Source organism: Deltaproteobacteria bacterium PRO3 (assembly GCA_030263375.1).
In the GTDB taxonomy this organism is placed as follows: Bacteria; UBA10199; UBA10199; order DSSB01; family DSSB01; genus DSSB01.
In genome coordinates this window covers 19,451-31,849 of record SZOV01000032.1, presented here as the reverse complement: position 1 = coordinate 31,849, position 12,399 = coordinate 19,451, and the positions used below count along the sequence as shown (strand labels likewise).

The following is a 12,399-nucleotide window of genomic DNA, read 5'->3' as shown; positions in this document are numbered from 1 at the left end:
GAGAATCCCCAAAGATGCGGTTCGGCTCCGAGCTCAGTTTCAAGACGGACCTCCGGGACTCCGAATGGGTCTTGAGCGCCCTGCGCGCCGAAAAATCCGGAAAGGTCTTGGCCGAGGGCGGCAAGGTCCGCGGCCGCAGCGACGCCAAGGGCTTCCGCGCCACCCTGGAAATTCCGCGGGCGCTCGACGGCGCGGGGCTGGAGCTCAGCCTGCGCAAGGCGCCCGGCGTTGCCCATTTCTCCGGAGGCTTCCGGATCGGGCCCGGCGAAATCGCCTTGGCGCCGGGCTGGAAGCTTCAGGGCGCCGAGGTCTCGGGACATTACCAAACCCCGCCCTGGCAGGAGCTGCTGGCGAAGCCCCGCGTGGCCCTCGACCTGCGGGCGGCGGCGCGGCTGGACACGGGTCCCGCCGGCGTCCCGGTCTCGGCCGGGGTGCAGGGGAGCCTGAGCTATTCCCCGGAGAAAAATTCCTTGTTTCTGTGGGTCAACCCGCGCGGAAATTCCCCGCTTCGCCTCGGTCCCGCGGAATTCCCCGGCCTGCCGGGCAAGGTCGAGGCCTCGGCCGAGCTTCAAGGGACCTGGCAGATCGTCCTGACGCCGCACGGCGCCCTGGTCGGCGGCCGGGGCGTCGGTATCCGCGAGGGAGAAGTCTGGACGAAGACGGGCGAGGGCGACGCCGCGCGAAGGCAACCCTGGCTCTCGGCATTCTCGGTGAAGGCGGACCAGCTGTGGAGCGTGCAAAAAGGCGTCGCCTACGCCGGGGGCGAGGGGATCCGGCTCGAGGCGGACGCCCACCTCGGGGCCTGGTTTTCCGAGCTGCCCGCGGACGCCTCGAAACGTCACGTGGTCCTCATCGTGGATCAGGCGCCGCTGAGCTCCCCGGCCTTTTGGAAGCTGTTCGCGCAATCCTTGGGAGAGGGAGGGAAGCCCTGATGCCCTGCCGAAAAGTCTCCACGCCCCCGCCGCTGCTCCCGATCGCCAAGCCCTTCGCCTCGCTGAACGCCATGCCGGGCGCGGCAAAGCCCGCCTCGCCCGGCGCCGCGGATTATTATGTCTGCGATGAGCCGGGCGAGCGCCCCGCGCTCGTCCCGAAGCAGCTCGTCGCGTCGGCCGCGCCTTGGCAAAAGCCCGCGATGTTTTTCAGCCCCGTCGCCGGAGCGCCGAAGCTGCCCCCGCCCCCCGATTCGCCGGCGGCGCGCCTGCTCTACGACATCACGACCCAGCTCGAGGACTTCACCCTGCGCAGCAACCTCAAGCTGCCGATGCAGGGCATCGGCCCGGGGAAGGTGCAGACCTTCACGACGGCGGTCCTCAAGGACGGCGGCGCGCTGGTGCAGCTGGGCATTGAGTTTCGCCACTACGCCGGGCCGCAGTCCCTGCTCAAGCCCCTCGAGCAGGTCCCCATCCTCGGTCCATTTTTCATGGTGCGGGTCTTGAGCGTCGAGATGGAACCCGCCAGCCGCAAGCTCCAGGCCCGGGTAAAATACCTGTGGTTCCCGGTCACCAAGCAGGTCCACGAGGATTACCTCAAGAAGGCGGAACTGCCCCCGGGACTCGTCAAGGGGCCGGGCTTCGACCTGAACCAGGGGATTCCCGTCTACAGCTGGCAGATCTTGGATCTCGTCTTGAAAGTCCTCGCGGCCAAGGGGGCGCAGGTCGCCAAGAACGTCGGCGTCGACCAGGTTAAGCCGCTCTTGGAGGAGAGCGAGATCCTCGTCGAGGGCGATTTCAGCAACCGTCGGATCCAGCTGCGGGGCGCGACGCTGGAGTTCGGCCCGCTCGCCCCCGGCGAGAAGCATCGCCTGGTGATCACCGGATCCCTGCTCGATCCGGTGGTGAAGGTCCACGGCCTGAAATCCGTCCAGTGGCGGGGCGCCGGGGGCAGCCTGAGCCTGAGCAACGCCGACGAGCGGCTCGAGCCCTTGGAGCTGCGCGTCCACGTCGATACCCTCGGCGGGCAAGGCACTCGCTTCGAGGTCCCGGCCTATCGCAGCCGGAAGGTCCGGCTCGAGTTGAGCCCCGGCGGAGGCGGCGAGGGCCTGCGGCTCGGCATGGAAGAAGGTTTGGAGGTGAAGGGCCTGAATTTTTCCCTGACGCCGGAGGGGCCGGCGGTCGACATCGCCTCGCTCGAGGCGAAGCAGGTCTCGCTTCAAGGGCAGGGCCTCGACCTGCGGACCACCCCCGGAGACAAGGCGAGCCTGACGTCCCTGCGGCTCCGCTTCGTCGGGGGGCGGCCGGAATTTCAGGCCAGGCTTAAGGGGAAGGCGACCGGCGAGCTGCGCGTGTCTCGGCAGGGCGCGGAGCTGGGGTTTTTAAAATTCGAGGCGCTGGAGGGCGACGGCAGCCTCGGCCTGTCCCACGAAGCCGACGGCCGCGCCCGCCTCGAGATCGCCGGCCGGCTTTTTACGAAAATTCCCGAGCTGCGCTTCCTGGTCCAATCCGAAAAGCTGAAGGCCTCGGTCCAGACGAAGGTGGAGCGGGCCGAGGTCGGAGGCGTGGGGCGCCTGAGTCTTTGGCCCGGCTCCGGGCGGGCCCTCCTCGAGGGCTTGGGCGAGAAGCCGATCCGCGTGCGGGGCCTGGACGGCCTGGTGACCTTTCATCAAGATCCCTCGAAGGTGGCGGAATGGGGCGAGCTGAAAAAGGAGTTGGGCGAGGCCTTGGCCCAACAGGTCGTCACCGACTTCTATATCCGTCCCAGCGAGATTGAGTTTCAGGTGGCGCGGATGGACTTGGCCGGGAGCATTCCTCCGAACGGCTCCCCCGCCCTGGAAATCGCGCAGGCCGAGCTCGGCCCGATCAAGATCCGCGGCGACGTTTGGGGAAAGCTGTTCGCCAGGCTCCCGGGCGGGATATATTTTCCCGTCAAGATCGACGAGGCGGCGAAGATGAAGGACGCCCGCGTCGAGATCGCGAGCCTGCGCGACCAAAAACAGGGCCAGGCCGGACGCGAGATCGCCTTCCAGGAGATACGCCTGGCCGGAGAGGAATCGCAGGCGACCTTTTCGAAGAAAGACCAAAAGCGCTGCGGCTTCGACCGCCAGCACCTCCACGCCGCCCTCGGGCTGTTCCAGTTCTCCCCGGAGAGCCGGGAGTGGCAGGTGAAGAACCTCGATCCCCACTTTCACATCTATCTAAAAAATCACGTCGGTGGCGGCTGCCTGAAGATCGACTAACGCGCCTACCGCGGCGCGGCCCCGGGCGGCGGCTCGGTGTCGAAGCGCGAGTCGGGCGGGGCCTTGGCCGTGTCGAGGTCTTGGAAGCTCAGGCTCAAGCGGGCCTTGGGGCGGCGAAAGGTCCATTGCATGGCGTTGGGGCCGTAATCGATGCGGTAGCTCCATTTTCCGGAGGGGCTGATGGCCTCGTAGCTCGCGAGGTCCAGGGGAGCGGCGCCCAGGCCCAGTCGGTCGCCGCCACGCCGGACCCAATAGCGGATCTCGGTGTTGTGTTTGTCGTTTGCGGCCTCCCAGCGGGCCTCGGCTTGAGGCGGCAGTCGCTTCAAGAGGCGATCGATCAGCTCCTCGACGCTCAAGGGGAGGCGAAGGGTTTTTTTGAGGGCCTCGCCGTCCTGCGGGATGCGTTCGTAGCGGTTTTCCTGGGCGTCGAAGAAGAGCACTTGGGCCCCGTCGGCGACGACGCGGGCGCGTTCTTGGCCCAGGTCGTCCAGGATCTGGAGGTAGAGCTTATCCGGCGGGCTGGCGAGCAGGGCGGCGTCGAAGAGCTCGTTTTTGCCGCCGGCGCTCAGCTTGACCTGGACGAATGCGGAGAGGCCGGGGAGCTCGGCCCGACGGCGCGCGTAGGCGTCGAGCTCTTGCTGCAGGCCGGCGGAGGTCGCGGCGTCGAGGGCGGTGCGCGGCGGGGCCTTCGCGCAGGCGAGGAGGGCGGCGAAGAGGGCCAGGAGGGAGAAGCTTTTAATGAAATGTCTTTTTGCGGAGTTGGGATTTATGCGGGGCATAGTTTTTTTTGCCGTCGCCGTAGGGGCCGTTCGTGAACGGCCCCTACGGATTTGGCGTTAGGGTCAAAATAATTTTTCGAGAGGAACAGGGCCGAAACCACCTTGTAGAGGCGAACCTCGTGTTCGCCCCTACGGGCGCGTCAGCGCCGACAGCTTGGATTGGATGCGCTTCAGGTCCTCGATTTCCCGCGCCTCCGGATGTTCCTCGCCGATGGCCGCGGCGACGGCGTCTTGAAAATACGCGCGGGCCTTCGCCTTGTCTCCCTTGTCCAGGTAGACGTCGCCCAGGTGCTCGAGGATGACCGGCTCGTTGGGGGAGAGCTTGTTCGCTTGGTGCAGCAGCTGCAAGGCCTTTTCGCGGTTGCCGGCCTTGAAGTGCGCCCAGCCGAGCGAGTCGAGGATGTAGCCGTCGTTCGGCTTGATCTCGTTGGCCTGGGTCAACAATGCCACGGCCTCCTGCAGGTTCATCCCGCGGTCCGCGTAGGAGTAGCCGATGTAATTGAGCGCCGAGGAATTCCGCGGGTTGACGGCGAGCAGCTGGCGCATGGTCGCGATGCTCTTTTCGAATTCTCCCTGCTTGTCCTGCAGGACGCCCTTGCTGAAGAGCAGCCGCTCTTGGTTGGGGAATTTCTTCAGGCCCTGGTCGATCGCCGCGATGCCCTTCGCGTATTGCCCTTGCTTGCCGTAGAGGGTGCCGAGCAACTCGTAGAGCTCGGGGACGTCTTTCCGCACCTTGAGGGATTTTTGCACGTGTTCGATCGCCTCCGGGATGCGGTTCATTTCTTGATAGACCAGCGCGATGCGCAGTACCGACTCTTTGTAGAGCTCGGAGGACGTCGGGACATTCTCGAAGTAGCCCAGGGCCTTTTGATAATTCTTGCGCTGGGCCTCGAGCAGACCCAGGTAATAGGAGACGCGGTCGTTCTGCGGGCTGAGCTGCAAGACCTTGTTGAAGCGGTCGATGGCCTGGTCGAAGTCTTTCATCTCGTAGTAAATCAGGCCGATCCGCAGCTTGATCGGGACGTCGTGCGGGGCGAGGTGCTCGATGCGCAGCAAGACCTTGAGGGCCTCGGGGTACATCTTCTTGTCGAGATAGATCTGGGCCAGGGAGGCCATGGCCTTCAGGTCGTCGGGGTCCTCGTCGAGGATGTCCTTGAAGGCCTGGATCGCCTCGCGGGTCTTGGACGGGTCGGCGCTGTAGAGGGTGCCCAAGTAATAAAGGCCGGAGGTCGAGGCCGGATCGACCTTGAGCAGGCGCTTCACCGTGGCGACCGCCTTGTCGTTGCGCTTCTGGAGGGCGTGCTCGCGGGCGAGCATGGTATAGCACTCTTCCAAGTCGGGCTTGAGCTTGATGCATTTTTCGTATTCGAGGACGGCGGCGTCGCTTTGCTGGCGCACCGAGAGCAGCTTGCCGCGCAGCAGGTGCAGGGACGGGTTGCCCGGGTCGAGCTGGAGGGCCTTGTCGGCCTCCAGCGCGGCCTGCTCGAACTGGTTGCCCTGGGCCAGGTTGCGCGCCATCTCGCCGTGCAGGTAGCTGGAGTCGGGGTCGTTCTGCAGGGCCAGGCGCAGGGCCTCGAGGGTGGATTGGTCCTGGTCGCGCAGCTCGTAGAGGCGGGCGTCGATGTAGTGCAGGGCGCTGTTGCCCTCCGGTTGGACGTCGCCCGACCCGAAGAGATTGTCGCGCTTGACCGGGGCCTCGTCGGCGGCGACGGGCTCGGCAGCTGTCGCTTGCTTGCGCACAGTGGTGCAGGCCGACGCTCCAAAGGCAAGGCCCAGGAGCAGCAAGATCGAAAAAGTGCGTTCGGAAATCCGGGACATGTTCATGCAACTCGATTATAAAAAAGCCGCGCGTCTATTGCCCTAGTCTTTTCGCGGCCAGGAAATATTCTTGATTTCCCTTGTCTCCCGGGATGGCCGCCGGGACCGTGCCGACCAGCTCTAACCCAGCCCCTTCCGCAAATCCAGCCAGATCCTGGACGATCCGCAGCCTCAAGGCCTCGTCGCGGACGATCCCGCCCTTGCCGACTTGGCCCTTGCCCGCCTCGAACTGGGGCTTCACCAAGAGGAGTACGTCCCAGGGCCCGGGGAGGGCCTCGATCAGCGGGGGAATCAGGAGCTTGAGCGAGATGAAGGAGACGTCCGCGACCACAAGCTGGATCGCCTCGGGCAGGTCCGAGGCCTTCAGAAAGCGGGCGTTGAAGTTTTCCCGAACGATCACGCGGGGATCGGCGCGCAGCCGCTCGTGGAGCTGATGGCTCCCGCTGTCGAGGGTGTAGACCCGGACGGCCCCACGCTGCAGCAGGCAGTCGGTGAATCCGCCGGTGGAGGCCCCGACGTCCAGGCAAACCTTTCCCCTGGGGTCGATGCCGAAGTGCTCGATGGCCTTCTCCAGCTTGACCCCGCCGCGGCCGACGTAGGGGTGGTCGGGGCCTTTGACGCGGACCGGCGCGTCATTGGGGAAGCTCTGCGAGGCCTTGTCGACCCGCCGCTCGCCCACGTAGACCTTGCCCGCCAGGACTAAGGCCTGGGCGCGCTCCCGGGTGGGGGCGAGGCCGAGCTGGACCAAGAGCTGGTCGATGCGAAGTTTTTTGGGTGCGATGTTCAATTGTTTATAGTGGCGAACCTTGCTTGGGACCCATCGGTCCAGTTCACCCTCCCCGGGAGCGTTGGAAAAATAGATTTAGAGATTTGACGGTATCTGTAGGGGCCGTTCGCGAACGACCCCTACAATGTTCGTCAGGATTTCAGCGCAACGCAATGGAGTGCCGGGAGGCGAGCCCTTACAGGCGCCGATAGGCGTCCAAAATCATCTTCTCGGTAGTCGGCCAATCGATGCACTTGTCGGTGACCGAGACCCCGTATTTCAGGTCGGCCAAGTTCTTCGGGATGCTTTGGTTGCCCTCGAAGAGGTTGCTCTCGACCATCATGCCGACCAGGCTCTTGTTGCCGGCGATCACCTGATCGACGACCGAGGCGAAGACGCCGGGCTGTTTGTTGTGGTCTTTGTTGGAGTTGCCGTGGCTGCAGTCGACCATGATCGATTGGCGCAGGCCGGCCTTTTCCAGCTCTTTGCGACACTGGGCGACACTGGCGGGATCGAAGTTGGGCTGGTTGTCGCCCCCCCGCAGGACCACGTGGCTGTAGGGATTGCCCTTGGTCTGAAACACCGAGATCCGGCCCTCCGGATCGATGCCCAGGAAAGAATGCGGGGCCAGGGCCGACTTCATCGCGTTGATAGCGACCTGGATGTTGCCGTCGGTGCCGTTTTTGAAGCCCACCGGCATGGAGAGGCCGCTGGCCATCTCGCGGTGGGTCTGTGACTCGGTGGTGCGGGCCCCGATGGCGGACCAGGAGATCAGGTCGGAGATGTACTGCGGCACGATGGGGTCCAGGGCCTCGGTCGCCGTGGCCAGGCCCATCTCGGTCAGTTGGGCCAAGAGCTTGCGGGCGATCTTGAGACCCTCCTCGATGTGGAAGGAGTCGTCCATGAAGGGGTCGTTGATCAGCCCCTTCCAACCCACCGTGGTGCGGGGTTTTTCGAAATAGACCCGCATGACCAGGAAGAGCTTGTCTTGGACCTGGTCGGCCAGCTTTTTGAGGCGCTCGGCGTATTCGAGGGCGGCCTTGAGGTCGTGGATCGAGCAGGGGCCGATCACGACGAAGAGCCGGGGGTCCTTGCCGTCCAGGATGTCCCGGATCAGCCGGCGGCCTTGGAATACGGTCTCTTGGCTCTTTTCCGAGACCGGAAATTGGGCCTGGATCTGCTTGGGGGTGGGCAGGAGGTTGTAGCCGGCGACGTTGACGTTGACGAGTTTCTGTTCAGACATAGGACGTCGATATTAGAGCCCCGGAAAGGCCCGCGACAAGGGATTTTGTGCGGGGGGACGCTACTTTATGGGATCGAAAACCGATACTTAAGGGGAACGGGCCTTGACTTAGAGAATTTGGGAACCATTTTACGAAATTTCATGGGTGGAATCCCCGAGAAAGGCCCAAAGAGGCGCTTATGAACCAACTGGTGGACGGAATGGCCAAAAACTTCATCGCCCAGACGCAGGGCAAACGCCTCGCGCACCTGCCGCTGTTGACCCTCGTCTATCTGCAGGGCCAGCGCTCGACGGTGGCGACCCCGGTGACCGCCCTCGAGCTGGCGGCCTATTTGGGCGTGGAGGTCGGCGTTGGCGAGCAGGTTCTGGAGTTTCTGGCCGCCCAAGGCGTCGTGAGGCTCTTCAAGGAAGACATGGCCGCCTACTGTCTGACCCGCGAGCTGCACGAGATCAGCGCCTTCGAGCTCTTGCCCTTGCTGTTGAAGTTTCAGGAGTTGATCCCCGCGACGGGCGCGGCCGCCGAGGCGAGCGCGGAGGCCGACGAGAAATACCGGCGACTGTATAGCGAATTGGCCAGCGAGATGCTGCAGCTCTTCGGGCAGCAGTCGGTGAATCAGTTGCCGATTTAAGGGCTGCGATGTCTTATTGATTGTTCGCCCCTACAGCACCGCCCGAATTCTTTTCTCCACCCGGTCTTTTCCTAAAATAGCGATCACGTCGAAGATCCCCGGGCTGACCGTTGCGCCCGTCAGGGCCGAGCGCAGCGGCTGGGCGACCTTGCCCAGCTTGAGGCCCCGCGACTCCGCGAAGCCGTTGAGGCAGGCGGCGACCGCGTCGTGGTCCCAGGCGCTCAGTTGGGAGAGCTCGGGGAGGATGTCGCGCAGGATCTGCAGCCCTGCCTCGTCGAGGCCCTTCTTGCGGGCCTCGTCCGAGACCGTCACCGTGTCGCGGAAGAAGAAGTCCGCCAGCTCGGCCAATTCGACCAGCGTCTTCACCTTCTCTTGGCAGGCCGCGAGGGCGCGTTGGGCGTAGGCCTCGTCCGCGATCGCGAGTCCCCGCGCCTCGAGAAAGGGGCGCGTCGCCGCCAGCAGTTTCTGCGGGTCGTACTGGCGGATCCAGTGGCCGTTGAGCCAGAGCAGCTTTTCGGGATTGAAGACCGCCGCCGACTTGCCGACGTCGGCGATGTCGAATTTTTCCTCCAAATCCCTCAGGCTGAAGATCTCCTCGTCGCCGTGGGCCCAACCCAGCCGCACCAGGTAGTTGAGCATGGCCTCGGGGACGTAGCCCTGCTCTTGGTAGGCCAGGACGCTGGTGGCTCCGTGGCGCTTGCTTAAGCGCGACTTGTCGGCGCCGAGGATCATCGGCACGTGGGCGAAGACCGGGGCGGGATAATCGAAGGCCTGGTAGAGCTGGATCTGGCGCGGGGTGTTGTTGAGGTGGTCGTCGCCCCGGAAGACGTGGGTGACCCGCATCGTCACGTCGTCGACCACGACGACGAAATTGTAGGTGGGCGTCCCGTCGGTGCGGGCGATGACGAGGTCGTCGAGCTCGGCGTTGTCGAACTCGACCCGGCCCTTGATCAGGTCGTCGACGACGGTCTTGCCTTCGTCTTTCGAGACAAAGCGGATGCAGTAGGGCCGCGGGTCCTGGGCGGCAACGTCCTTGGGGATGGCGCGGCAAGTGCCGTCGTACTTGGGCTTGCGGCCCTCTTTCATCGCGGCCTGGCGTTTTTGCTCGAGCAACTCGGCCGGGCAGAAGCAGCGGTAGGCCTTGCCCTCGTCGAGGAGTTTTTTGAGGTGCTCTTGGTGGATCGGGGCGCGCTCCATCTGGTAGTAGGGCCCCTCGTCGTAGCTCAGCCCCAGCCAGTCCATCGCCTTGAGGATAGAGTCGATGTATTCCTGGGTGGAGCGCTCGCGGTCGGTGTCTTCGATGCGGAGAATGAATTTCCCACCGGTCTTCTTGGCCATCAAGTAGTTATAGAGGGCGGTTCGGGCGCCGCCGATGTGGAGGTGGCCGGTGGGGGAGGGGGCGAAGCGGTAGCGGTTCATGAGGGGTTATCCGTTCTTACTTTTGAGGGCGGCGACCAAGGTCATGACGTTTTCGTAAACGATCTTTCGCTCGGCGATTTCGATAACTTCCACCCAAATTTCCCTGCGGTTGATGCGGTAGACGATGCGATAGCCGGAAACGCGGTAACTATGCAATCCTTCCAGTTGTTCTTTCAACGGCTTGCCGAGGCCCGGGTCACGCTCCAACTCTTCGAGGGCTTTGCGAATTTTGCTTTTTATGCCGGGATGCAGCTTGCGCAGGAAGCCCCGCAAGTGCGGGGCGAGGCGGACCGTGTATTTTTTCATTTATCAAAAACTTCCGCGATGGTTTTTCCCTTGCCGCCTCGGGAGAAATAGGCCCGTCCCTTGCGGATTTTCCGCAACAACTTGGGATCGGAGAGGATCTCGATGGTTTCTTTCCAGGATTCCCATTCGTCGTAGCCCATGATCACCGCCGAGGGTTTGCCGTTTTTGGTGATGATGTATTCTTGTCCGAGCTTGTTGGCCCTGCCGACGTACTGCAGGAGGTGGGGGCGCAGGGCGGTAACGGGGATGATTTTGGCTTCCATGGGAACTCCTGAAATGAGTGCTACTGAATTATGTACCATCTGTCAATTGGACTCATTTTATTAGGATGCCGGCATATCCGACCACGCCGGAATAATCCCCCGTCACGTCCCCGCTGGTCGCGTGCCGCACCAGCTCGGCCTCCTTCGCACCCAGCGCCAAGGCCGCGATCAGCATGCAGGTCGTGGGGATAATGCCGCACATCGAGATGTGCTCTTCGTGGACGCGGCGGTAGAGCTTTTCGGGATTCAGATCTAGGATGCAGTCGATGGCCCTCTGGTCCTTTTGCAGGGTGCGTTCTTGGGATTCGTAGTGGTTCATGTCGCTGCTGGCGACCATCAGTATCTCTCCGGCGCTCTCGCCGATCACCTCGGCCATCGCCTCGCCCAGGGCGACACAGTCGGGGTAGTTGAAATGGGAGAGGCAGAGCGGGACGAAACGCAGGTCGGGCCGCAGCTCTTGTAGGAAGGGGAGCTGTACCTCGAGGGCGTGCTCGCGGCGGTGGGCCATGGCGTCGTCCTCCAGGAAGGGCGCTGCGCGCATCAGTTTGTCGGCCAATTCGGTGTCGATCGGGACCTCGCCCAGGGGGGTTCGCCAGGAGCCTTCGCGGTTGACGGCGGCATAGGCGCCCAGGCCGGTGTGGTTCGGGCAGAGGACGATCGCTTTTTGGGGGATACGGACCTTGGCGAGGACGGCGCCCGCGACATGGCCCGAGTACATGTAGCCGGCGTGCGGGGAGACGACTCCGATCGCCGGTTCGGGCTTTTCCACCCTCGCGTCCGCGAGGAAGGCATCCACCTCGCCTCGGAGTTTGGTGGGATTAGCGGGGTAAAAACTTCCTGCGACGGCGGGTTCACGGAGCATGCCTTCATTTTAAGCCCTAAGCGGATCCGCCCGCAAGGAACGCGTTACCGCTTGGTCTTGTCGATCGCCCCGCCCAGCCACGGCATCATCGCGCGCAGCTTGGCGCCGACCTGCTCGATGGGGTGGTTTTCGCCCTTCTTGCGCAGCTCGTTCATGCGAACGGCGCCGGATTCCTTCTCTTGGATGTACTCCTTGGCGAAGGTGCCGTCCTGGATCTCCTTGAGGATCTTTTCCATCTCGTGGCGGCTGTGGGCGTCGACCACGCGCGGGCCGCGGGTCAGGTCGCCGTACTCGGCCGTGTCGGAGATCGAGTAGCGCATGTTGGCGATGCCGCCGGCGTAGATCAGGTCGACGATCAGCTTCACCTCGTGCAGGCACTCGAAGTAAGCTACCTCCGGCTGGTAGCCGGCGGCGATCAGGGTCTCGAAGCCGTTTTGGATCAGCGAGGTCAGGCCGCCGCAGAGCACGACCTGCTCGCCGAAGAGGTCGGTCTCGCACTCTTCCTTGAAGGTGGTCTCGATGACGCCGGCGCGGGTGCCGCCGATGCCCTGGGCGTAGGCCAGGCCGATCTCCTTCGCCTTGCCCGTCGCGTTTTGCTCGACGGCGATCAGACAGGGGACGCCCTTGCCCTCTTTATATTGGTCGCGCACCAGGTGGCCGGGGCCTTTCGGGGCGATCAGAATCACGTCGAGATCAGGGCGCGGGACGATGCGCTTGAAATGGATGTTGAAGCCGTGGGCGAAGAAGAGGGCGGAGCCCTTCTTGAGGTTGTCCTTCAGGTGCTTGTCGTAGAGGTCCTTCTGCGACTCGTCGGGGACGACGATCATGGCCACGTCGGCCCACTTGGCCGCCTCGCTGTTGTCGGTGAAGACCTCGAGGCCGAAATTCTTAGCCTTTTGGACGCTGGGGCTGCCTTCTTTCAGGGCGACGCGGACGTTGAGGCCGCTGTCCTTCAGGTTGAGGGCGTGGGCGTGGCCCTGGGAGCCGAAGCCGAAGATGACGATGTTCTTGCCCTGGAGGGCGGCGAGGTTGGCGTCTTTGTCGTAGTAAACGGTGGCCATGAAAGATCTCCTTAAAAAAACTTGTAGGGGCCGTTCGCGAACGGCCCCTACGGGCCTGGGAGCCGTAACATAGGGTTCTTC

General features: G+C 63.7%; 12 protein-coding genes. 3 read left to right on the top strand and 9 right to left on the bottom strand.

The annotated features are described in order from the left end of the window. Window positions 1-14 precede the first annotated feature (14 nt). Together FBR05_06960 and FBR05_06955 are read left to right on the top strand one after the other, a co-directional pair. The gene (locus FBR05_06960; GenBank protein ID MDL1871929.1) at window positions 15-932 is read left to right on the top strand and encodes a hypothetical protein; all 918 of its coding nucleotides are present in this window, start codon (window positions 15-17) and stop codon (window positions 930-932) included. Next, a complete protein-coding gene (locus tag FBR05_06955; GenBank protein ID MDL1871928.1) occupies window positions 932-3,172 on the top strand; it encodes a hypothetical protein in 2,241 nt (746 codons plus the stop codon). The genes FBR05_06960 and FBR05_06955 overlap by 1 nt, the downstream gene beginning before the upstream one ends. Before the next feature lie 5 nt (window positions 3,173-3,177). On the opposite strand, the gene FBR05_06950 is transcribed toward FBR05_06955, so the two are convergent. The 4 genes from FBR05_06950 to FBR05_06935 all read right to left on the bottom strand — a co-directional run bounded on the left by FBR05_06950 (window position 3,178) and on the right by FBR05_06935 (window position 7,778). Next, window positions 3,178-3,951: a hypothetical protein gene (locus FBR05_06950; GenBank protein MDL1871927.1), complete on the bottom strand. Its 774-nt coding sequence runs from the start codon at window positions 3,949-3,951 to the stop codon at window positions 3,178-3,180. 129 nt (window positions 3,952-4,080) lie between these two features. Further along, complete coding sequence (locus tag FBR05_06945; GenBank protein ID MDL1871926.1) at window positions 4,081-5,775, bottom strand: tetratricopeptide repeat protein; 1,695 nt, start codon at window positions 5,773-5,775, stop codon at window positions 4,081-4,083. Between the two features lie 28 nt (window positions 5,776-5,803). Continuing rightward, window positions 5,804-6,550 (bottom strand): TlyA family RNA methyltransferase, encoded by a 747-nt coding sequence (locus tag FBR05_06940; GenBank protein MDL1871925.1) that lies wholly within the window; start codon window positions 6,548-6,550, stop codon window positions 5,804-5,806. A gap of 181 nt (window positions 6,551-6,731) precedes the next feature. Then, entirely contained in the window at window positions 6,732-7,778 is a 1,047-nt protein-coding gene (locus tag FBR05_06935; GenBank protein ID MDL1871924.1) for a 3-deoxy-7-phosphoheptulonate synthase, read from the bottom strand. Window positions 7,779-7,957: 179 nt separating this feature from the next. Here FBR05_06935 and FBR05_06930 point away from each other — a divergent pair, with 179 nt between their 5' ends. Next, on the top strand, window positions 7,958-8,407 hold the full coding sequence (locus FBR05_06930; GenBank protein ID MDL1871923.1) for a hypothetical protein: 450 nt from the start codon (window positions 7,958-7,960) through the stop codon (window positions 8,405-8,407). A 30-nt stretch (window positions 8,408-8,437) separates the two neighbouring features. Here FBR05_06930 and gltX read toward each other — a convergent pair whose 3' ends face one another. Genes gltX through ilvC form a run of 5 tightly spaced genes read right to left on the bottom strand, consistent with a single transcriptional unit; the run spans window position 8,438 to window position 12,318 of the window. Further along, entirely contained in the window at window positions 8,438-9,826 is a 1,389-nt protein-coding gene (gene gltX / locus FBR05_06925; GenBank protein ID MDL1871922.1) for a glutamate--tRNA ligase, read from the bottom strand. Window positions 9,827-9,832: 6 nt separating this feature from the next. Then, complete coding sequence (locus FBR05_06920) at window positions 9,833-10,132, bottom strand: type II toxin-antitoxin system RelE/ParE family toxin (GenBank protein ID MDL1871921.1); 300 nt, start codon at window positions 10,130-10,132, stop codon at window positions 9,833-9,835. Further along, on the bottom strand, window positions 10,129-10,434 hold the full coding sequence (locus tag FBR05_06915; protein MDL1871920.1) for a type II toxin-antitoxin system Phd/YefM family antitoxin: 306 nt from the start codon (window positions 10,432-10,434) through the stop codon (window positions 10,129-10,131). The genes FBR05_06920 and FBR05_06915 overlap by 4 nt, the downstream gene beginning before the upstream one ends. Window positions 10,435-10,447: 13 nt before the next feature. Continuing rightward, complete coding sequence (gene amrB / locus FBR05_06910) at window positions 10,448-11,257, bottom strand: AmmeMemoRadiSam system protein B (protein MDL1871919.1); 810 nt, start codon at window positions 11,255-11,257, stop codon at window positions 10,448-10,450. 44 nt (window positions 11,258-11,301) lie between these two features. Next, complete coding sequence (ilvC, locus tag FBR05_06905) at window positions 11,302-12,318, bottom strand: ketol-acid reductoisomerase (protein ID MDL1871918.1); 1,017 nt, start codon at window positions 12,316-12,318, stop codon at window positions 11,302-11,304. Between the last annotated feature and the right edge of the window lie 81 nt (window positions 12,319-12,399).

Excerpts from the sequence above, each read along its gene's own strand:
- FBR05_06960 (MDL1871929.1), top strand. The coding sequence starts at position 15 with ATGCGGTTCGGCTCCGAGCTCAGTTTCAAGACGGACCTCCGGGACTCC.
- FBR05_06955 (MDL1871928.1), top strand. The coding sequence starts at position 932 with ATGCCCTGCCGAAAAGTCTCCACGCCCCCGCCGCTGCTCCCGATCGCC.
- FBR05_06950 (MDL1871927.1), bottom strand. The coding sequence starts at position 3,951 with ATGCCCCGCATAAATCCCAACTCCGCAAAAAGACATTTCATTAAAAGC.
- FBR05_06945 (MDL1871926.1), bottom strand. The coding sequence starts at position 5,775 with ATGAACATGTCCCGGATTTCCGAACGCACTTTTTCGATCTTGCTGCTC.
- FBR05_06935 (MDL1871924.1), bottom strand. The coding sequence starts at position 7,778 with ATGTCTGAACAGAAACTCGTCAACGTCAACGTCGCCGGCTACAACCTC.
- FBR05_06930 (MDL1871923.1), top strand. The coding sequence starts at position 7,958 with ATGAACCAACTGGTGGACGGAATGGCCAAAAACTTCATCGCCCAGACG.
- gltX (MDL1871922.1), bottom strand. The coding sequence starts at position 9,826 with ATGAACCGCTACCGCTTCGCCCCCTCCCCCACCGGCCACCTCCACATC.
- FBR05_06920 (MDL1871921.1), bottom strand. The coding sequence starts at position 10,132 with ATGAAAAAATACACGGTCCGCCTCGCCCCGCACTTGCGGGGCTTCCTG.
- FBR05_06915 (MDL1871920.1), bottom strand. The coding sequence starts at position 10,434 with ATGGTACATAATTCAGTAGCACTCATTTCAGGAGTTCCCATGGAAGCC.
- amrB (MDL1871919.1), bottom strand. The coding sequence starts at position 11,257 with ATGCTCCGTGAACCCGCCGTCGCAGGAAGTTTTTACCCCGCTAATCCC.
- ilvC (MDL1871918.1), bottom strand. The coding sequence starts at position 12,318 with ATGGCCACCGTTTACTACGACAAAGACGCCAACCTCGCCGCCCTCCAG.